The organism is Salsuginibacillus halophilus (genome assembly GCF_003014715.1).
GTDB classification, from domain to species: domain Bacteria; phylum Bacillota; class Bacilli; order Bacillales; family Marinococcaceae; genus Salsuginibacillus; species Salsuginibacillus halophilus.
This window is the reverse complement of record NZ_PYAV01000004.1, coordinates 144,769-166,639: the sequence shown is the minus strand read 5'-3', so window position 1 is coordinate 166,639 and position 21,871 is coordinate 144,769. Positions and strand designations below refer to the sequence as shown.

At 46.4% G+C, this 21,871-nt stretch carries 14 protein-coding genes; 5 read left to right on the top strand and 9 right to left on the bottom strand.

What is annotated here, in order from left to right:
* Nucleotides 1-369: 369 nt before the first annotated feature.
* The 5 genes from B0H94_RS04685 to B0H94_RS04665 all read right to left on the bottom strand — a co-directional run bounded on the left by B0H94_RS04685 (nt 370) and on the right by B0H94_RS04665 (nt 6,979).
* The gene (locus B0H94_RS04685; RefSeq protein ID WP_106588096.1) at nt 370-1,422 is read right to left on the bottom strand and encodes a glycosyltransferase family 4 protein; all 1,053 of its coding nucleotides are present in this window, start codon (nt 1,420-1,422) and stop codon (nt 370-372) included.
* A 197-nt stretch (nt 1,423-1,619) separates the two neighbouring features.
* The gene (gene csaB / locus B0H94_RS04680) at nt 1,620-2,687 is read right to left on the bottom strand and encodes a polysaccharide pyruvyl transferase CsaB (RefSeq protein WP_106588095.1); all 1,068 of its coding nucleotides are present in this window, start codon (nt 2,685-2,687) and stop codon (nt 1,620-1,622) included.
* Nucleotides 2,687-4,663 (bottom strand): DUF5693 family protein, encoded by a 1,977-nt coding sequence (locus B0H94_RS04675; protein ID WP_106588094.1) that lies wholly within the window; start codon nt 4,661-4,663, stop codon nt 2,687-2,689. Before B0H94_RS04675 ends, csaB begins: the two co-directional genes overlap by 1 nt.
* 24 nt (nt 4,664-4,687) lie before the next feature.
* Nucleotides 4,688-6,241 carry a putative polysaccharide biosynthesis protein gene (locus tag B0H94_RS04670; protein ID WP_106588093.1) on the bottom strand — a complete coding sequence of 518 codons (1,554 nt, stop codon included), beginning with the start codon at nt 6,239-6,241 and terminating at the stop codon, nt 4,688-4,690.
* Nucleotides 6,242-6,244: 3 nt separating this feature from the next.
* Nucleotides 6,245-6,979 (bottom strand): WecB/TagA/CpsF family glycosyltransferase, encoded by a 735-nt coding sequence (locus B0H94_RS04665; protein ID WP_106588092.1) that lies wholly within the window; start codon nt 6,977-6,979, stop codon nt 6,245-6,247.
* A gap of 370 nt (nt 6,980-7,349) precedes the next feature.
* On the opposite strand from B0H94_RS04665, the gene secA2 reads away from it, so the two are divergent.
* Nucleotides 7,350-9,716, top strand: coding sequence for an accessory Sec system translocase SecA2 (gene secA2 / locus B0H94_RS04660; protein ID WP_106588091.1), 2,367 nt, complete (start codon nt 7,350-7,352; stop codon nt 9,714-9,716).
* Nucleotides 9,716-10,648 (top strand): accessory Sec system S-layer assembly protein, encoded by a 933-nt coding sequence (locus B0H94_RS04655; RefSeq protein WP_106588090.1) that lies wholly within the window; start codon nt 9,716-9,718, stop codon nt 10,646-10,648. The genes secA2 and B0H94_RS04655 overlap by 1 nt, the downstream gene beginning before the upstream one ends.
* A 923-nt stretch (nt 10,649-11,571) precedes the next feature.
* Here B0H94_RS04655 and B0H94_RS04650 read toward each other — a convergent pair.
* The 3 genes from B0H94_RS04650 to B0H94_RS04640 all read right to left on the bottom strand — a co-directional run bounded on the left by B0H94_RS04650 (nt 11,572) and on the right by B0H94_RS04640 (nt 18,495).
* Nucleotides 11,572-13,155 (bottom strand): N-acetylmuramoyl-L-alanine amidase, encoded by a 1,584-nt coding sequence (locus tag B0H94_RS04650; RefSeq protein ID WP_106588089.1) that lies wholly within the window; start codon nt 13,153-13,155, stop codon nt 11,572-11,574.
* A 735-nt stretch (nt 13,156-13,890) separates the two neighbouring features.
* Nucleotides 13,891-16,188, bottom strand: a complete 2,298-nt coding sequence (locus tag B0H94_RS04645) for a phosphodiester glycosidase family protein (RefSeq protein ID WP_106588088.1) — start codon at nt 16,186-16,188, stop codon at nt 13,891-13,893.
* Nucleotides 16,189-17,253: 1,065 nt separating this feature from the next.
* The gene (locus B0H94_RS04640) at nt 17,254-18,495 is read right to left on the bottom strand and encodes a stalk domain-containing protein (RefSeq protein ID WP_106588087.1); all 1,242 of its coding nucleotides are present in this window, start codon (nt 18,493-18,495) and stop codon (nt 17,254-17,256) included.
* Between the two features lie 207 nt (nt 18,496-18,702).
* Between B0H94_RS04640 and B0H94_RS04635 the strand changes: the two genes are divergently transcribed.
* The 3 genes from B0H94_RS04635 to B0H94_RS04625 all read left to right on the top strand — a co-directional run bounded on the left by B0H94_RS04635 (nt 18,703) and on the right by B0H94_RS04625 (nt 21,283).
* A complete protein-coding gene (locus tag B0H94_RS04635; RefSeq protein WP_106588086.1) occupies nt 18,703-19,530 on the top strand; it encodes an NlpC/P60 family protein in 828 nt (275 codons plus the stop codon).
* A 121-nt stretch (nt 19,531-19,651) separates the two neighbouring features.
* Nucleotides 19,652-20,800 (top strand): S-layer homology domain-containing protein, encoded by a 1,149-nt coding sequence (locus tag B0H94_RS04630; protein ID WP_181315259.1) that lies wholly within the window; start codon nt 19,652-19,654, stop codon nt 20,798-20,800.
* Between the two features lie 78 nt (nt 20,801-20,878).
* On the top strand, nt 20,879-21,283 hold the full coding sequence (locus B0H94_RS04625) for a DUF4190 domain-containing protein (RefSeq protein ID WP_106588084.1): 405 nt from the start codon (nt 20,879-20,881) through the stop codon (nt 21,281-21,283).
* Between the two features lie 47 nt (nt 21,284-21,330).
* On the opposite strand, the gene B0H94_RS04620 is transcribed toward B0H94_RS04625, so the two are convergent.
* Nucleotides 21,331-21,864 (bottom strand): chromate transporter, encoded by a 534-nt coding sequence (locus B0H94_RS04620; protein WP_106588083.1) that lies wholly within the window; start codon nt 21,862-21,864, stop codon nt 21,331-21,333.
* Nucleotides 21,865-21,871: the final 7 nt, after the last annotated feature.

Genomic DNA, 21,871 nt, shown 5'->3' with positions numbered 1-21,871 from the left:
TTTATCCTCTTATGATGAGTGATGAAATTCATTCAATTAGAGAGCGATTGATAAAAACCATTTCTACAATTCATGACCATCAAATAACGCAAGGCTGACAAGCATCGGCGGCGACGCCTACGGGAACAGTACGAGCCGAAAATTCCGCAGGCAGCGGTTGTCTGCCGAGGAAGTTGAGGAGGTACAAGAGGCTAAGAAGACACGGTGAGGTCAAGCGATAGCGTAGACCAAACCGATGTCGCACTTGTTCCCTACAGATGAAGGCTTCTGTTGAAATGCATAGTTAGCCACGGTTGCCCTTTTTTAAGGTTGGTCTATGCACAAAAAGCAGCTATGCGATGCCGCATAGCTGCTTTTTCGTCTTTTTGTTTACGTTCGTTTTGTTCCGTTGAAGCGGTCAAGAAATTTCCCAACCGGACGAAACTCTTCATTTACTAAGCCAATTCGCTCAGCCAAAAGTTCAGTTGCTATGATAACGGTGGTAAGCACAAGCAGGGCCACCCACAACGTTGATAACGTAAACGCAACAGCCGCAAGTCCAAACAGCGCACTCATTGCGTAAATGAGCAGCACCGTCTGCCGGTGGGAATAACCGATACGTAAAAGACAGTGATGCATATGCGATTTGTCCGGTGCAGAAAGCGGCTTGTTGTTCACTAAGCGGCGTACAATCGCATAAAATGTATCGGAAATCGGTACAGCGAGCACCATAACCGGTACAACGAGTGAGAACAACGTCACATTTTTAAAACCGAGCAGTGAAATGACCGCAATCATAAACCCTAAAAACAAAGAGCCTGTATCACCCATAAATATCTTGGCCGGGTGAAAGTTATGCCATAAAAAGCCAAGTGTACTACCGAGAAGAATTAATGCCATCCCGACAATAAAAATATTCCCTTGTAATGCAGCAAGACTCGCTATTGTAACTAATACAATCGATGACACGCCAGCAGCCAAACCATCCAAGCCATCGATTAAGTTAATCGCATTCGTAATTCCAATAATCCAAAGCAGCGTCAGCGGAATACTTAGCCAGCCAAGCTGCATTTGGGTTTCAAACGGCAGGTTAATAAAATCAATCCGTACACCACCAGCGATCACAACAACCGCTGCTGCAAGCTGTCCCAGTAGTTTAACTTTTGGTGAAAGCTCTTTAACATCATCCATAAAGCCGGTGAGAATAATAATTGTTCCGGCTATCAACATCGGCAGTAAGTAACTGCTTTCCGGCTGCAAAATAACAAGGCCGACAAGAAAGGCAAAATAAATCGCCAAACCACCAATACGGGCCATTGCTTCTTGATGCACTTTACGGCCGTTTGGAGCGTCCGTTGCCCCAATTCGAAAAGCAAGTTTCTTTATATAAGGTGTGGCAATTAAGGCCACGAGAAAACAAATTATAAGCGCCAATATCTCCAACATTGACCCTCCTCCATTACTTTAACCGCCAATAGCGTCATTATGCAGCATACCTCTCGTACACGCAATAACCTCATTCTATCATAAAGCATAAAGCGGCACCTACGCATTTTCACATATTCTATGAAATTTCCACAATACTACACATTTAAACGCCTCGTTTTATTAGTGCAACAGACAGATAGATGATGGAGGTTTCAGCGCAAGGTCTGAAGCGCTTGCGCTGCCAGCTGCTGCACTTCTTGTTTTGCCTCTTCAGCATACGCTTTCACATGTGCGCCGTAGCTCTGCTGGTTCGCTTGAATATCGGCAAATACTTCTTTGACAGTTTCCTGTCGAATTGGCTCGTTCATATCCGCTGCTACCGGCTGATTCGCCAAGGCAGCAAAAACCTCAACTTTTGGATCATATGACAAGGCAGCAAACGGGGTGTGGCCACACGCTGCGAAGATCAGCGCGTGCAGCCGCATACCTACGACCTGCTCCGCACCGGCAAAAGCAGCCATTTTCCCTTCAAGCGTTTCATCGTGTGCGAGCACTTCTGCATCATAGGTCATCAGCTGTTTCACTTGTTCACTCGCATTTGCATCTTCTTCGCCGTGCATTGGAACAAATACGATCCGGCTTCCCCGCTCGGCGATTTGATCAAGACCTTTGGCAAGCGCCTGCCAGCTGTCACTTGTCACAGCTGGCCACGGACGCACCGAAACCGCTGTATACGGCTGGTTACTGTTTAAAGAAAAGGGGCGCTTGTCCGGATCCGGGGTCATCCCAAGGACGGGGTCCGGCACAACAACGGCTTCCTGCTTCACACCCAGCTCTCCTAAAAGCTTTTTTGAACCTTCATCTCTTACGGATAGTAAGGCTGCCCGCTTTAAGCCTGCTTTACTAACCCTGCGTCCGAGCTTTGTCGAGAGCGGTCCGAGCCCCTGCGCATAAATCACAACCGGCTTTCTTAAAAAGCGCGCCATATGCATTACACCTGTATAATATACCGGTGTTTTAGGCCCGGTTTGATCCTGCAGCAAGCTCCCGCCCCCGCTGATCAAACCATCAGCCTGTTTTAATGCCCGGTATACGGAGGGTCCGTGCCAGCGGTTGACAGCTTTGATGCCGTGCGTCTTTTCTGTTTCTTCAGGGTCGTTTGACAGCGCTGTGATTGTAATCTCCGGATCCTCACGTCGGAGCGCTTCAACGACACTTCTAAGAATCGCTTCGTCTCCTTCATTTTTAAAGCCGAAGTAGCCGGATAAGACAACGTGCATTACAACCACCTCCGTTTGACTGCAGGATAAATGTAACGCGTGCCTAGATGGACAAGACCAACCAACACAAGGCCGAGAATCAAGCCAAGCCAGAGACTGTTAAACGATCTTAAAAATGATATAGCAACCGGGGTGTGTAAATGTGTAAATGAGCCGATCATTGAAGCAAAAGCTAAGAAACCAAAGCTCATGAAAAATGGCGCTGCACGATGTTTCAGCCAGCTTAAATATAAACCGAGCGTGAAAAACGGCAAACCGATGAGAAATTCCGTCGTACGCGGTCTTGCGTACAGCGTATCTTCTAACCACTGGCGGAACTCACTTTCAAAAGGAAGCACAACACCTTCATTTCCAGTACGCATGACGTAAAAGAACAGCAGCCCGGCCGCTAAAGCAAGCACAACTAAATGCCAGTACCTTACTTGGGTGTTCAAAAGCGGCGGGATCAATTGATAATAAAAGTAAATGAGCCCTGCAATAAACGGTAGTGCTGCCAGCACAACAACACCTCGGAATTGATCAATCGCTACTAAATATTCATGACCGTGCAACAAGTGAACAACAAGCCACGCTCCAATCAGTGCCACACCGAAAGCTTTAAAATAATTGAAAAATAACTGAGGCCAGCTTTCAACCCGGCGTGCTACCATCACCGCAAGCATTGCACCAGCGACACTTCCTGCAAGTGCAAAGCCTTTGACAATGACGTCGAGACCTGTGAAAGCGTAGCCTGTCATAAGCAGCAGCAACCCCGGGACAAATACGAAAGCTAGCGCCGGAAACGTATAAAGCGCCAGTAGTACACTTAAAACTGTCACACCGATCATCAGTGTGTATAGCGCCCAGCCCGGCTGGTCAAATGCATCAAATGTGCCGGCCCCCGTATCTGCGCCACCTTCAAATGAGGCAGGCATGACGTCGTGTGTCATTTCTACAAGTGTTGTTAAGTCATCAAACACTTCTGCTGCCTGCTGCGGTACTTCGAACTGCTCTTCTACATCTCCACTCGATTCAAGCGGATTGATATTTAAATAGCGGATGTTACGTTCACGAACACCACGTACCATTACAGAAGCTTCTTCACGTAGATCCACCTCGTCCTCAAGGCCGATCGTCCGGCTTAAGACGCGCACAACATCGTTTTCAAGTCCACCGGCATAGATGAATTCATGCATGCCACGCTGATCAAAAAAGTCAATCGGCATCGGCCGGTAGCCCAAGTCTGCTACGCGGTTTGCAAACAACGCCATCACTTCAGGGTCACCGTGTGCCGTTACTTCAGTTCCTTCAAATAACAAATTTTCGGCTCCAAGGGATGCCAATTCATCTAACTCGTCGTATAAATAATGATCTTCATCTTCAAGGTAATGGAAATTGTTCCCTGGGCGCGGCACGACTTGAAAGCCGGCGTCGGCCAACCTTTCTGCATATTCAAAATCAAAGCCTATCGGGACATCGGCATACTGAGCACCTAGAGGCACATAGTAAAATGTCCGCTCTTCACCTTCAATTGTTTCAAGCTCAAGCGCTTGATCAAGCCCTGCTGTTTCTTCAGTCTCTGCAAACTGATTGGTATGATAGGCTAATACATCAAGCAACCGCTCGATGCGATCTTGATCGGACTCATCAACTTCAAGATATAGCCCTTGCAGTTCTGGCAGGTCTTCTTCTTCTACACCAGCTTCTTCATGCACTTCTAGCCGCTCAACTTTCTTTACATAACCTTCGTCTTCTAAATCTTCTAAGTTAAACGGCTCTAAAGTGACCGAGCGAACACCAGCATCACGCAGTTCTTCAAGCCAGTACGACTGCTCATTTAATGTTGATAGCATATCAACCATCCCAGCGAGTTGATCGCCGGGAACCCCAACCTCATAATTAGGATTGCTGTCTTCTGCCTGCAGGCGCTCCCATAACAACGGTGTTGTGGCAGCGATGATGACAGCGAGCAAACCCCAGAGTATTTTCTTTATCATGCGTAAATTCTCTCCCTCAATAAGTTAACGTGCAAACCGCCGTAGTCCCGGCACTTGACGTAAATCCTCTTTTGTCACCGCTCGACCAAACCAGACCGCTGCGGCAAATATGATAACTCCTCCGGCAACGGCAGCTCCGCTGTAAATTAAAGCTGCCAACCGTGACCAAGCTTCGATCTCTATAACAAAAAGCGGCAGACCGACAGCCGCAGCTATCAGCAAACTTCCTATAGCTGAAACGAAGAGCACCCGCCGCTGCGTTGTGTACGCAAGGCGTTTACGAATCATTGCGGTATGGATGAACGCAATAAAGGTATATACTCCAAGCGTTGTTCCAGCCGCCGCTTCAAGCCCGTAAATTGGCACAAGCCATACATTAAGGCCAGCTTTAACAAGCGCACCACCAATAACAACTGCTGCTGCACGCACCGGTTGATTAACACCTTGCAGCATACCAGTCGTCACAATCGCATAAGCCATTGGTGCTGCACTTAAATGAAGGACAGCGATGGCCCAATGCCCATCTAAGCTTCCGAAAAACGCTAAGTTTAACGGCGCCGTAAGTGCAAATAAACCAGCGGCTGCCGGCAGTGCGGTTAAATGGCTGAGCTTCATAGACTTCTCAATCAAACCGGCAGCTCCCTGTTCTTCACCCCGCGCTAAAGCACCGGTCACTGCCGGAATGAGCGGCAAAATTAAGGCACTTGCAAACACGACTGCAATTTGTACAAGTGCCGTACCGCGCGAGTAAACACCAAACGCATCCGGCACTGCATCTGCACTATAGCCGTAACTGTGTAACTGCAGCGGGACTGTCACCGAATCAATCATACTTAAAATTGGCAGCACAAGCGCCCCAGCACAAATCGGTAAGGCTAACAGGAGAATGCGTTTGGACCAGCGTCGAAATATGATGAGCGTAAACTTGCTTTGTGGTTTCGGCCGGTGGCTTGATTTCACAAATAAGCGTCGTAAATAAACGAGAGACGCTAGTGCTCCTACAGCCGACCCTGCCATCACCCCACCAGCAACGACTGAGCTCTCCGCCTGCATTTCCACCAGGATCACTGCTAAAGCTAACAGCAGCAGCACACGGATCAACTGCTCTAGTACCTGAGATACTGCTGTTGGCTGCATATCATCATAACCTTGAAAGAAACCACGGTAGACAGCCATGTACGGTGCAATAATTAGAGCGAAGGATACAATCCGCACCGCCTCTGCCGCATAACTTCCACCTAAAAGCAGTGCAATGTGATCAGCAAGACTGAACATCAAGAGAAAGCTGATCACACCAAAGCTGAAACTGACAATACTTGCACTTGCAAAAATATCACGAATGTCATCGATACCGCCGTTAAATCTCGCTTCAGAAATCAACTTTGAAATTGCAATCGGGATACCGGCGACAGTAATAATCAACACAGCCATATAGACGGGATATACCATCGAAAAAATCCCGAAAACATCATCGCCGGCAATATTTTGAAGCGGAATGCGGAAAACACTTCCGAGAACTTTAGATAAAAACGTCGCAGCTGTTAAAAACAGCGCACTTTTAATTAACGTTTGTGCCATGACTTAACCTTGCCGCCGGTGCCGGCGTACTGCAAACACAAACTTCGGAATAGCAAGCATCCGCCGCCAGCGTGCCGGCTGCTGGAATAAACGGTACAACCATTCAATATGAAACTTCTGCCAAATCACAGGCGCCCGCTTCACCTCTCCTGCGAGCACATCAAAACTTCCGCCGATGCCCATAAACACACCATGGTTAAATTTGTCGTAATGGGAGGCGACCCAGGTTTCTTGACGCGGAAAGCCGAGCGCAAGAAATACGTAGTCCGGCTGCTTTTCTGCAATGTCATTCGCAATGGACGGGTCATCCCAGTCAAAATAGCCGTGATGAAAACCTGCGAGCTGCACATTCGGGTACGTCGCACGAATCGTATCAGCCGCTTTTTCGATCACCTCTGCTTTGGCACCGAGCAAGTAAACGGACTGCCCTCGTTCGTTTGCTTTTTCAAGCAGGTTGATAAAAAGCTCAAAGCCGGTAACGCGTTCAGGCAGCGACTGCCCACTCCATTTAGCAGCCTTCACGACGCCAATCCCATCGGCAGTTACATACGTTGCCTCTTCTAAAAGTTTCTTTTTTTCAGGGTCGTGGTGCGCTGCCCAGGCGATTTCCGGGTTCGCAGTAACAACGAATGCCTTTTCTTTCTCTACTGCGTGTGTGTACAGCGTATGGGTCATTTCTTCGAGCGTCGTATGTACAAACGGAATATCTAAGATTCGAACGCTGTTTTTTTCTGTCATGATTGACCACCGTAATTCCTTTCCTTATGTGAACTTGCTTGGCAAACTATCATATTTTTAATTCCAATCAGCACTCGAGGCAAACCGTGTCTTTTCTTCTTTTTCTCTGTCCAGCCATCTTCGACTGCCTCTTGGCGTCATTTCGTACGTCCTGCGGCGGCAACAGCCTCCTCGGCCGTCCTCCAATGAGCGCTCGAGGCAAACCGTGTCGAAGATGGCTTTTCTTAGGATAACAAACTTTTTCATGGTTGGAAATTGACGTTTCGGTGTATCTCTTTTTTCCTATATATATTTCCTCTGCCGGCATGTATTTTCAGCGGACGTGTTCATGATATAATACAACTTAACTATGAATGAAGGAGCGACGTCGATGATTGGCGCTTTACGTAAAGTAATTGGAGATCCACAACAAAAAAAGCTAAAACAATACAATAAAAAAGTAGAGGAAATAAACAGTCTTGAGTCCACATTGGAGCAGCTTTCTGATGAAGAACTGCAGCAGAAGACCGAGGAGTTCCGGAGCCGGATTGCTAATGGGGAAAAGCTGACGTCACTGCAAGTGGAAGCCTTTGCGGTTGTTCGTGAAGCCTCCCGCCGGGTGCTCGGCCTGCGCCCGTTTGATGTGCAGCTGATTGGCGGTCTTGCTTTGAGCGATAATGACATTGCAGAAATGGCAACAGGTGAAGGAAAGACCCTTGTCGCTGCGCTGCCTTCCTACCTGCATGCCCTTGAAGGAAAAGGTGTACACGTTATTACCGTGAATGAATACTTAGCAGCGCGCGACCGTAACTTTATTGGTCAAGTCCATGAATTTCTCGGGCTTACGGTCGGGTTAAATATTTCCCAGACGGCCACCGGCAAAAAACAGGCTGCTTATCAATCCGATATTACTTACGGTACCGCGAGCGAATTCGGCTTTGATTATTTGCGCGATCATATGGCAGCTCGTATTCAGGATCAAGTGCAGCGAACACCTCACTTTGCTTTAATTGATGAAATTGACAGTGTGCTGCTTGATGAGGCAAAAACACCGCTTATCATCGCCGGCAAAACGGATGTTCATCCAAACTTATATCACGTATGTGCCCGAATGGCAAAAACACTTACACAAGATTGGGATTATACGTACGACCCTGTGACTAAAACGGTCAACTTTACAGATGAAGGGATCAGCCGGGTTGAACGTGCCTTCGGTATCGACAACCTTTATGATCTAGAACATCAAACCCTTTATCATTTTATGCTGCAGGCACTCCGGGCCCGGGCAATGTTCACCCGCGATGTTGAATATATCGTTAAAAATGATGAAATCCACCTTGTTGATATGTACACCGGTCGAGTCATGCAGGGCCGGACATTCAGCGAAGGATTGCACCAAGCCATTGAAGCAAAAGAAGGCTTGCACATCACGCAGGAGAACAAACCGCAGGCGACAATGACGGTGCAAAACTACTTCCGGATGTATGATAAACTCGCCGGTATGACGGGAACTGCAAAATCTGAAGAAGAAGAATTCCGGATTTTATACGGCATGGACGTTCTTCAAATTCCAACAAATAAGCCGCGCATCCGTACCGATCACGAAGATATTGTATTTGAAACTGCACATCAAAAGTATGAAGCTGCAGCTGATGAAGTTGCAAAACGCCACCAAACCGGACAGCCGGTACTTTTAGGCACAACTTCTATTATTCAATCAGAAACACTTGCCCGCTACCTTGATGAGCGCCAAGTTCCTTATGAACTGCTGAATGCAAAAAGTGTGGAAAATGAAGCTAGACTCATTTCTCTCGCCGGCCAAAAAGATCAAGTTACGCTGGCAACAAACATGGCCGGCCGCGGTACAGATATTATGCTCGGCGAAGGTGTTGCTGAACTCGGTGGATTATGCGTGATCGGCACAGAGAAACATGAAAACCGTCGAATTGATGACCAGCTCCGCGGCCGCTCCGGACGCCAGGGCGATCCAGGGGAGACAATGTTTTTCATTGCGCTTGAAGACGAGATGTTTCTCCGCTTTGCAGATGAAGAGCTAGAAAAACTGCAGCCAAAGCTCCAACCGAATGAAAACGGTGAAGTAACAAATCATGAAGTGCTTGATGTCATCAACAAAGCGCAAATGGCTTGCGAAAGCGCCGGCTATTCTGTGCGTGAATACACATTAAAAATGGATGATGTCGTTAACGAACAGCGCAATGCGGTTTATGAAATGCGCGAAAACGCACTAAAAAGTGAAGATATTACCGAGCTTGTCGTACCGATGATTGAAAACAGCCTTCAGCACCTGCTTGATGAATATTGTCCAGATCATGAGCTGCCAGAAGAATGGCAGACTGATGAACTATTTCAACAACTGCCGAATTTGCTGACCGTGATTACAGCAGAGAAACCGGCTGAAATTGAAAGCCAAAAGGACATTAAAAATGTTTTGGCACCTGATATTCAAGAACACTTATCAACATTAAAGCAGGCTGCTTCCAACCGCACGGTGCATGAAAAACTAAAGCGGCAGGTACTTATGGCTGTTGATACCCACTGGATTGAGCACATTGAAGCGATGTCCCGTTTAAAAGAAGGTATCGGCCTGCGGGGCTATCAAGAAGACCCAATGCGCGTTTATACACGTGAAGGCTATGAGTTGTTTTTAATGATGTATAAACAACTTGAATACACCATCTCTTTACACGCGAAACAAATCACCCAGCCATTTGCGGCAACACAGGAGGATCAATCTTAATGTTACCTTTTTTCAAGAAAAAATCGAAGCAGCAGCCGACCCTTGATGGGCAGGAAGCGCAAGTATCTTCAAAGGAACTTCTCGGTGAAGAAGAGACTGAAGATAGCAGAGAGCAGGAAGTTCATCCTGTCCTTTCAGTTCACCCGGAGTGGAACCTTGCTAGCGAAGATTGGTATGCTTTTCAGTTTTTAAATATGGAATGCCCGCCGCTCGCACCTAATCAGCTGTCCCTTTCCGGAATTGAATTGAATCAAGCGGAAAACGGCACGTACCAAATCACTGCATTTATTCGGAACAGCTTAAGTAAAGCCATTCAATTGAAAGAAACGAATCTCGTTTTGCTGAATGAAGAGGATGAAGTGCTCGGTCGTAAAGCTTTTGACCTGTCAGACGCTGGTAAGATCCCAGCAGAAAGCAGCCGCCCTTGGCAGTTCACCTTTGAACCGGAAGAATTGTTTAGTGAAGAAGTTCCTGAAGCTGGCTGGAAACTCGCTTTTCAATTGAAGCCATCTTCACGCCGGCACAGCCTAGAGCTTGAAGAAAGCTGGGAAAGTTCACTTGCCGCTTCTTCGCGCCAGCAGCTTGAAGATATGGTGGAGCGTCTGGATCCACCAAAGGCAGGGGAATTTAACTTTATGGGGTTAAAAGCAAAGCGGACAGAAAACGGAGATCTGCACGTAACGATGTTGATTCGTAACGGCAGTGAAAAAGATATCACACTTGAAGAGTTTCCACTTGAGATTATTGATGCAAGTAACGAGATTGTTGCCCGTGGCGGCTTTAAGTTTGAACAATTTAAAGTGAAGGCCAATACGAGCAAACCGTGGACATTTATTTTTCCATCTCACTTAATTTTAAAAGATGAAATTGACTTAAGCTCATGGACGGCGCAGCCGCCCAAGCAGGCGAAAACGAACATTCAGTCAAAATAGCGAGCAAAGAGCTGCGATCTTGTAGGATCGCAGCTCAGCGTGTAGACGAACTTCCAAGAAAAGCGGAGGCTGACGTCGCTTTTCGGCGGACGCTTGCACCCGGAGGGCACAAGTGCGACATCGGTTTGATCTACGCTGACGCTTGATCTCACCGTGTCTTCTTAGCCCCCGTCACGGCCTCAACTTCCTCGGCAGAAAGTCACTGCCTGCGGGATTTTCGGCTCGTGCTGTTCCTGGTGGCGTCGCCGCCGATGCTCCTCAGGCTTTCGTCATTTGATGATCATGAATGGCAGAGGTCACTTTGATCAAGCAACATCTACATGAATCAATTTCATCATGACGCTTCATGAGCGATCAAAACGAACCATATACATTAGACATGATGATCATCTATAAATTGAAAAGTGACCGAAACGAAAGATGGCGACTCCCAGAGGATTAAGCGCAGGCTGAAGATCCACTTGTTCGAATGGTTTATATTCGAACAAGTTAGCTGAAGCCAAGCCCTCGGGAAAGCGTCCATCTGAAAGTGAAGGTTACGTTCATGATCCGGCTTCGCCTCTTAATAGGGCACCCCGCGGCGGTTGGAACAGTAAGTTGTGAGTTAATGTTAGGTTTTCTACTCTGTCGAATCTAGTAGGAGGGGGGGCCTAACCCCCGACCTCTCACACTACCGTACGTACGGTTCCGTATACGGCGGTTTCATTTACGTCCACCGATGTTGATGATATCGGTGCATAAGCTCATTAACCCTTGGCAAGCCCATTAGGCTTCGTCAAGGGTTTTGCTTTTCGCAATTCGCCATTAAGCCTTTCTTGACTATGCCCACTCCCATGCTTTTTGACCGAATCCCCAAGGAGAAAGTGCCACTATGCTTCCGATATAACCCAAAAAAGGCGGAAGCTTAAAGCCTCCGCCTTTTATTATTGAGCTTCGTAATAATCTTTTGCACCTTCTGCAATTGCTTCAGCGGCTTGCTGTCTAAATTCAGAAGAGTTTAGACGCTGCGCATCTTCATAATTGTCAACAAAAGCAATTTCAGCAAGGACACTCGGCATTGTCGTTTCACGGATCACATGGAAGTTTCCGTGTTTCACACCACGGTCCATTGTGCGACGCATTTCAATTAAATTCTCCTGAATATGTTCTGCAAGCTCTTTGCTATCCTGCGAAGCATACCGCTCATGCCAATACGTCTCTGTCCCATGTGCCGAACCGTTGAATGCATTAACGTGAAGGCTGATAAATGAGTCTGCATCAACTGATTCAGCAATACTTACACGTTCCGATAACTCAACGAAATAATCACCGTCGCGCGTCATTACAACATCGACACCTTCATCTTCTAACAACTCTTCAACTTTCCAAGCCATATTTAAAACAAGGTTCTTTTCTTTTAATCCATAAGCTTCTGCACCTGCATCATGTCCCCCGTGACCAGCATCAATAACAATCGTTTTTCCTTCGATTGGATGACCGCTGCCACCCTGGGCGGACTCGGACTGCACTTGAACCTCTGTATAGCTGTTTTCGTCACTTGCTGTAATTTCATAGCCGTCATGCAGCTCAAGTGCAATCGTGTAACCTGATTCTGTCGGAATCACTTCTGAAGAAGCGAGACCTTCCACTTCAGAAGCATCAAGGTCTTCAACATCATTGGCCGTTGTGCGGAGGTAAACATCCTGCCCGCGGTTGTCGATTTCAACCTCCGTCGCTCCACCAACTTTCGGCCAGTAAATTGTGGAGCCGTTGCTCACTTCCGGATGTCCAAGCATTTTCACCGATTCATTTCCGTCGTGAATGTCGACATGATAACCGTTCATCCAACCTTCTGTACCGTTAACACTTGTGCTTATCCAACCGCCCTGGACACCGAGAACTTCAACCGTCTCTCCGTTTTGCAGAGCTCCAAGTGACTCGGAATCCGCACTTCGTTCAGAACGGTGGTGAAGGCCGCTCTCGGCTGCTACTTCAGCTGTATACGTTCCTCTCACTTCTTCTTTTTCCGAATCATCGCCTACAGGTTCTTCATCTACCGGTTCTTCACTGCTCGCTTCTGTCGCCCGCTCAACTGTTGCAGTGCGGGAATCTGCATCCCAGCTCACATCAGCATCAAAGGTTTCTGCAAAAAATCGCAATGGTAAAAACACACGATTATTAATGTTTTGCGGTGGCGCAACTAAATCCTGGCTTTGGCCGTTAACAGTTGTTGCCCCTGTATCAATATTAAAGACTGCCTCGGTACCATTATCGTGTGCTGTAGCCTGCCGCGTATCACCGTCATAGCTTACCGGGACACCTAATGTTTCACTGATCGCACGAAATGGTACAAGAATGGAGTCATTGTCAAACGGCAGGTCGCCACCTGGTATGGTGATTTCTTCTCCATTTACATAAACATCTGCTGTACCGCTTGTGCCACCACTTTGAGCGTACAAAGGATGAACGATCAAGGAGGCAACAAATAAAATTGCCAAGGCTATCAATGAGTAATTTCTAAAACGCATTAGTCTCCTCCTTATGAATGATACGTAATTTACGTTTCTCGTAGATGTAAAGTAAAGACGTCGCCAATTCAATGCATGCCGGCCCTTTTACGCTTGTCCTTTATGTAAAGCACAACCCTCCGGCCCGCTCGGTTAACACTTTAACACAGCGACCCTCCTATTTCTTAATATCGACCAAGTTTATTCAAGAATATGAGAAATTGTTTCATTGTTTTAGAAGATTCTTTTTCATTCTACCAAAAATTACACTTAAACTCACCGGTAGAGACCCGGATTAAACATTAAGTGTGTGTTACAAAATGTTACCCGAATTTTAAATGAAAAGCTAAAAAACACTTGATAAATGAAAAAAACGCCGAAGCACGACGTTTTTTTCATGGAAACAAATTTGTAATATATAAAGGCTGACATCGGTTTTCGGCGGACGCTGTTCCTGGTGGCGTCTACGCAGATGCTCAACAGCCGCTCTTTATTTCATACTTGGGCTAGGTGTCAGGCACGCCTTTTTTGTGCCTGACACCTAAAATTATGAATCTTTTGCGGGAATGAATCGTTAGCTGAAGCCAATTCCTCGGGAAAGCGTCCGTCTGAAGTGAAGACTACATTCATGATTCGGTTTTTATCCTCTTAATAAGGGGCCCGCGGAACTACGGGCAGTAAGTCATCTGTGAATCTTAGGTTTTATACCTTGCCGATAGCTTAATAACACCGCAGCACGTTGTTATCTTTCATGATTTAGTTGCTCACACGCTGAATGAACGTTGCAAATTCGGCACGAGATAAATCGTCTTCTGGGCGATATTCCCCGTTGTCATCACCTGTTGTAATCCCTTGGTGCTGGATCGTCTCTATAACGCCTGCTGCCCAGTGATCTGAAGGTACGTCCGGGAAGCCTGCGTTTCCACCTGTAACAGCTTCAATTTCATAAGCACGCGTCAAGATGGCTGCCATTTCAGCTCGGCTTAACGATTCGTTTGGTCGGAACTTACCATTGCTTCCTTCTACCCAGCCTAATTCACTTCCGGCAGCTACTGCTGCAGCATAAAACCGGTCTTCAGCAACATCAGGAAAGTCGGTATCTTCAAAAGCGTCTGCGTTGACATCCAAATCCCGGGTAAGCATCACAACAGCTTCACCGCGCGTTAATGAATTATCAGGGCGAAATGTTCCGTCTTCAAAGCCCTGAATCACTCCACGTTCAGCGAGTTCAATGACATTTTGATGCCCCCAGTGTTCACCATCCATGTCTGAAAAACTCACATCAGGCTGCGCCGGGTCTGTCGGTAAATCTTCATCTTCATCTTCTTCCGGCGGCTCTGGCGTTACAGGTTCCGGCGGTTGGGCAGGTTGATATGACGCATCATACACTACATCGAGCTGGTCAATTAAAATTGTACCTTCTGCTTGCTTGTCCTCGTCCGGCTGGGCTGTGTAAATACGTTCAAGTCCGAGCTTACCTTCGTATCCTTCAGGTAATTCTGCTGTCACATAATACCACTCATTGTCCCAATGAAGCCCGTCTTCTTCTGTGAAATTGATGGTGTAACTACTTCCGAAACGGTCAGTCACAACACCACGCAACCAGTGTTCACGTCCGTCTCCTTGCACCCAGGCGCCAATTTTTTCAGCTGAGCCCGGCAGTAACCGCTCTTGATTACGATCCAAATAAACAGCAGCAGTACCGCCATCTCCAGTTGTATAATCATAATTTAACTCCGCGGCAGTGCCGCCCCGGTCCGTTTCTACAGAACGTTCATTGTAAGATGCAGACGCACGGATCGTCGAGACGTCCCACTTATCCTCACCAATGAACTGTGTGATCGGCTCATATGCTTCATCAATCGGAGCTGGTGCATTGTTGGTTAACGCCCATAAAGTCGCACTTACCCCGCGCTCAATACCACCAGATGGACGGTTAAGCAAAGCCGGGGTTTGATCCCCTGCAAATGCTCCTGCAAGTGTTGTTGAACCACCCCCGTCAAGGTTTAGCGCATAATCTGCACCGTTTGCAATCATATAATCAGCTGCCTCGCGTAAAGTCGCCCCGTTGCTGTAACCAGACTGACGTCCATCAAAAATTGTAAACATCACTTCATTTTGCTCAGCATTATACCCTACAACCGAGCGTGGGTGGCGCGTTTCCGCAAATGATAAAGACTCGTCCATGCTGATATCCACATTACCGTCTGATACAAGACGCGGCCCTGAGGCAAGCATAAAGTCCGCCTCCGACCAAGCACCATTCACGCTTGAAGTAAGCGTAATTTCATCACCAGCATCAATATTTTCTGCTTGTTCGCGCAGCTCACTGCCATTTAATGAGAGTACTGCCTGCTCATCATTGACTGGCGAGGCGGCTCCAGACGGACGGATTTCCTCAACCGTACCTGTCATTGTTTCATTAAAACCAAATGCGCCAGTCGGCTTCTCAAAATTGTTAAGCACAAGTTCATATGCATACTCATTTTCATTCGTTGCTGCCGCCCCGTAGTTGCCCGTGAATAAGATCGCTGCATTTGTTGTCTGGCCAGTGTTTACACCCTCAACATCAAAACTTGTACCTTCATGCTCTACGGCAACTTCTGCATCGTAGCTGTCAATTACCGGATCTCCTTCAGTTGTCATACCAAAAGCTTGATATTGAAACAACGGGCTCTCATCACTTTCCGGAAGTCTTAAATTCAAGTTGTGAATAGCTTCATCTTTTACAATTAAAGAATCCGGGTTGGTAAAGGAAGCATTAATCCCTGCTGCCGGAAATTTATTGCCGTGTTCCCAAGCCGCTGCTTGTGAGGTTAATGTTTGCAATGTTCCAAGCGGCTGAGGGATATGTACATCAAGGTCAGCTTCATTTAAATCGATCTGCACCCGCTGACTTTGCGTTTCTCCCCCTACTCTTTCATTATAAAAATCAACACCTTCACTTGAGGGGAAATGATCAGCATCTGCACTAAAAACCGATGCAGTGCTTAAGCTTGAAGCCGCTGCTGTCACAGCCCCGAGCACTGCGTATTTTACAAAGTCACGTTTCATAGGTTGTACGCTCCTTTAAAAGTAATAGAGTAATAGATAGTTTATCTATTACTCTACCACGGCAAAAAGAAAGTGCCTACACTAATTTCGTAATGTTTGTCATTTTATAGGTGGTTTTAGCGCACACAAAAAGGCAGCGCAGCAAATGTTTCTGCGCCGCGAGCGCGTTGTCAATGTGGCAAGCAGATTAAAAAAGAAATAAATTTTATAAAAAAGGTACTTGTTCCGTAAGATATAATTCAAATGACAGAAGTCGGAAATATGCTCACTTTCACCAACTACACAAGCGCGACATCGACTTAACCTGCGCTCACGCTTGATTTCGTCGTGTGTGCTTTAACGCCGGATAACGTATCAGCATCAGCTTGCGCGTGAAAAAACCGCTTATTTGCGTGATCTTCAGCTGCCCGACTCCTGCAGGAGTATCGTATATTTCCTGTGCCTTTTTCTTAAATCGAGTGTTTATAAACCTTTTGAACAAGCTCCTTCAGCGTGTACGTGTAGATCAAACTTTTAAGAAAAGCGGAGGCTGATGTCGCTTTTCGGCGGACGCTTGCCTCGGGTACGGCCTCAACTTCCTCGGCAGAAGATCACTGCCTGCGGGATTTTCGGCTCGTACTGTTCCCGTAGGCGTCGCCGCCGATGCTTGTCAGCCTTGCGTTATTTGATGGTCATGAATCGTAGAAACCTTTTTGGTCAAGCAATATCTACATAAATCAGTTTCCTCAGGATGCTTCATGAACGATTAAGCGAATGATATACATTGGAAATGCTTGCTGATCTTTAACTTTACAAGTAACCGAAACGAAAGACGGCGACTCCCAGAGGACCAAGCGCAGGCTGAAGATCCACTTGTTCGAATGGTTTTTATTCGAACAAGTTAGCTGAAGCCAAGCCCTCGGGAAAGCGTCCGTCTGAAAGTGAAGGTTACGTTCATGATTCGGTTTTTCCTCTTAGTAGGGTAACCTGCAGCGTTTAAAGCAGTAAGTAGTTCGTGAATGTTAGGTTTTGTACTTCGTCTACACGCTGAGCGTAGTAACATTTGCTGCGCCGCTTTCATTTTAATTATTGTATTGATGCAAAGTTTTGCGCTGCATACGGACGTTCTTCTTGATATGACACTCCTACACCGATATGAGTATACGACGCATGAAGAATGTTATGTCTGTGCGTTGAGGAATTCATAAGTGCCATGTGAGCATGCATCGGCGTCCGATGGCCACGGGCAATATTTTCTCCACCTTCATCAAAATCCACACCGGCGGCCCGCATTCGGTCAAATGGGGTCGTATAACCTTCAGAAGCAATATGACCGAACTCATCATTTTCAACCATATAATCTGCATGATTTTGGGCAGATTCCTGTACTTGATGATCTTCTTGTAAAATATTTAACCCTTCTGCCTGCCGCTCAGCATTGGCCAGCTGAAGCAGCATAGCTGCAAAAGCATCAGCTTCTTCTTCAAGACCTGTTTGATTTTCTTTTAATTCCGCTTCAATCAATACGCCGACCGCCTCATAGTTTCGATAAGGTGCAAAAAAGACGGTAACATATTTATCATCCAAGGAATAAACGTTCCACCCTTTTGAAACATCGGATAACTCGTGATCAGGGGATCCAAGCAAATTATTGACCGCTTTTTCATCCGCGCCATTAAAGATTCCTAAGCCAGACAGTTGTTCCGGAAGAGTTGTAAACATTGCACTCACTTCACCCCCGGCATTGACTGCCACTTGTTCGTGCGCCGCATTCGACGCTTCAAGCTCCACCCACTCATACAACCCTGTGCTGTAGTCTGCCGGTTGTAATTCACTGCTGCTTTCACCTAATGTATAGCCTTGCAGAGATAGGGGCGCATCAGCTGCACTTTTTACCATTTCCCGTTCTTGTTTAATGTGCACTTCACGATTTTCACCATCCCAGTAAACGTCTGCCCCTAATGATTCTGAAGTAAAGCGCAGCGGGATATATACCCGCCCGTCCTTGTTTATCCACTGAAGGTTGCTGCGGACAATTTCGTTATTTATGACAGCATTATCACTGTTTAAAGAAAGCTCAAGCGCCTGTCCACTATGATCCAAAAAAACAGTGCGTATTTCTTGATCCCAGTGAACGCGGGCCCCCATAGCTTCAAAAACACCACGGATCGGAACGAACGTCCGCCCTTCATCAATCAATGCCTGTTGGTTCTGCTGCATCTCTTCATCTACATAGATGGTAACGTCGCTTTCTGCCGTTACGGAAGCAGCTGTGCCGAGAAGGCTAATGATTAAGATAACGGCCATTGCCATGCATTTATTAAACATATGACCACTCTTTTCTGAAAATTCCGAAATTTTTGTATTTAAGCTCGTTCGATGCCTATTACAAAATGAAACGTAATGTTAAATGATTAACATCAATATGTTAACTGTTTGTAATCTACAAAGCTTGCTTAGATGATACACTATTCCCTGTGAGATCGAACGACAAACATTTAAAACTACTACATAAATTTTTTGGAGGAATTACCAATGAAAAAACAATTTCTTATGATTTGCACTGCTGCTTTGATCGCTGCACCATTTTTCAGTACAGAGGCGGACGCTTCTACTGTAGACTCAATTATTAGCGCTGGAGAAGAGCAACTTGGCACACCTTACCAATACGGTGGCACTTCCACTTCCGGTTTTGACTGCTCTGGATTTACACAGCACGCTTACGCTCAAGCAGGCATTGACCTTCCGCGGACAGCAGCACAACAATACAACGTTGGCTCTTCTGTATCGCGCAGCGATTTGCAGCCAGGTGACCTTGTTTTCTTCAGCCATGGCTCCGGCATTGGTCATAACGGCATTTACATCGGCGGCAATCAGTTCATGCACGCTGCTTCCTCTTCCGGTGTGTCAATCGACAGCATGAGCAACACTTACTGGTCACCACGTTATGTTGGCGCAAAGCGCGTAGTCGAGCAGTCCAGCAATGAACAAGTTGCTGCAACTTCCGTTGAAAAAAGTGTAGGAGTCACCGTTAACGGTTCATCACTTCAAGCAAACCAAGATGCTTACGTTACTGAAAGTGAACGCACTGTGGTACCAATGCGTGCCATTTTTGAAGAGCTCGGTGCTGATGTACAATGGGACAACAATAGCAAAACCGCTTCTGCGACACTAGGTAACCAAGAAGTAAGTATCACTATTGATTCAACTGAAGCACATACCCATAACGGTACAGTTTCACTTGATCAAGCAGCAATAAACACGAATGGTCACACTATGGTTCCTGTACGTTTTGTGAGCGAAACACTTGGTGCTGAGGTACAATGGGATAGCAACAACCGCGAAGTGATCATCAACCAGTAATAAAGATTAGGCTCAAAAAGGTGGTTTCTTTTTAAGAAGCCATCTTTTTTCTTTTATCCTCTTAGTCGTCTGTTTCCACACCAAAGTTACACTTAAACATAAAATAAGGAGATGAATGCAAATGTTAAAACAAATGACCGGCCTGCTTGCCGGCACTGCCTTATACTTTGCTTTTAGCTTACCTGCTGCTGCCTTTCCTGATGTTGCTGATGATTTTTGGGGCCATGACGAAATTGATTACTTAACCGAGACTGGAATTATTACAGGTCACTCAGATGGGCGGTTTCTTCCTATGGAAGATGTCACCCGGGAGCAATCTGTATATCTTATTTACCGGGCACTGGATTTAGAACCTCAAAATCCTGAAAATCTATCTTTTCAAGATGTGCCAACATATAACAATTTTGATGAAATGCTTGCCGCTGCCGTTGATGCAGGGATTTACCAAGACGATCATTTATTCCGCCCTGATGACTCTTTAACTCGTGCAGAAATGGCTGCAGTAATCACCCGGGCTTACAATTTAACCGGAGAACCTGCGGCTGAGTTTCGCGATGTTAACTCTGAAAGCTGGGAAGCTGAATATATTGGCTACCTCGGACATAACCAGCTGACCACCGGGTACCCGGACTTAACATTCCGTCCGGATCAAAATATTACCCGTGCCGAATTTGCTACATTTGCGGCTCGAGCGGAAAATAGTGAGTTTAAGCAGGAAAACACCATTATTCCTCAACACGAGACAGCTGAAATTTACACCCCTTATGCTGTTGGCGGTCCGAGTCAAACCTTTATTAACGACGTATTTCGCGATGCAGCCATCGATAGTGTTCGTAAATTCGAAAACTTGCAAGTAGAAGATCCGGATATTTCTTACATCGGTGAATATAGTGTACAGATGGATACTCCTGATTATTTAAGTATCGTACTCGATGATTATTATACGAGTGAGGTGCTTGGCAGCATGCATTGGCAGGAAGGGATCACGATTGATCGCAATGAAGCACGGGTTATGAACATCGGCGACTTTTTTGAAACCGCTAATTATGAAACTATGCTGAATGAAACATTAGAGCCGATGGTCGAAGAGCGAGACGCCACCGGACGCACGGATTTTCAATTCGAAGGTTTTTACGAGGATAACGGTGACTTTTACATTTATGAAACTGGGATGGTCATTGTCTTTCCGGAAGGCGCTTTAACCAATGCTTCTGAAGGCGTACAACGCTTTGAAATTCCATGGTCAGCAATCGACGGTAGTTTAAATTAACTGCTGAAAGCTTGAAAAGGATCATCAAAGGGTATATGCTCTGTAAGAACTTTGCATTTAATAAAGGAGTGAGCCCGTTTGCGCGACGAGCATAAGGATGAAAACATTAATAATGAAGAAACGCGTCATGAGGAAAGCAATGAAACGATTGAAAAGGAGACGCCAGATCCAGTGCAACCTGGAACTGCCTCGTCTCCGCCAAAAACGAGCGGCCAGGCGATTGCCTCACTCGTTCTTGGCATTTCAACACTTGTGTTGTCGCTTTTATTTCTGTTTCTTGCACCGCTTACAGGAATCGCCGGCATCATTTTATCGATCCTTGCGTTTAAGACGATTAAGCGCGAAGGGATGGCTGGCCGCGGCATGACGATTGCTGGTTTAATTATGAGCATTATCGGTCTCGTGATCTCTATCCTATTTATCGCTTTAATTGTTTTTGCATTTACAAGTGGATTGATGGATCAACCAATGATGACACCATAACGTTACAAAGCCCACGCCGTTGTCGGTGTGGGCTTTGTTGTGTTAAGTCACCAGCTGAGAAAGATGGCGCCATAAGCGAGCGCAAATAAAATGACAAACGCAGGATGAACTTTACGAACTTCAAGTAAGATATAACTTCCTACCGCTAAAATCCCTGTTTGAATCCAGCCGGCACCCTCTTGACCCGTTGCAAAAAAATCAACAGCAAGTGCCCCTAAAAGAACAGCAATAACCGGGCGAATAAACGAGGTCATCCGTTTAACACGCGGTGATTCCTTAAACTTCATTAACAGCCCCACAAGGAGCAGCATCGCAAGCAGTGAAGGGCCAACCGTTGCAAATAAAGCAATTACAGCCCCTGGCGCGCCGGCAACTTCATAACCGATAAATCCGGCCATTTTTGTTGCGATCGGGCCCGGCAGCGCATTACCGAGTGCCAGCACTTCACCAAATTCCTGGGTTGTCATCCACTCGTAACGCTGCACAACTTCGTATTCAACTAAGGGTATTGAAGCTGGTCCACCTCCGTAGCCAACAATCCCGGGAATGAAAAAAGCAACAAACAAATCCCAATAAACCACGTTCAGT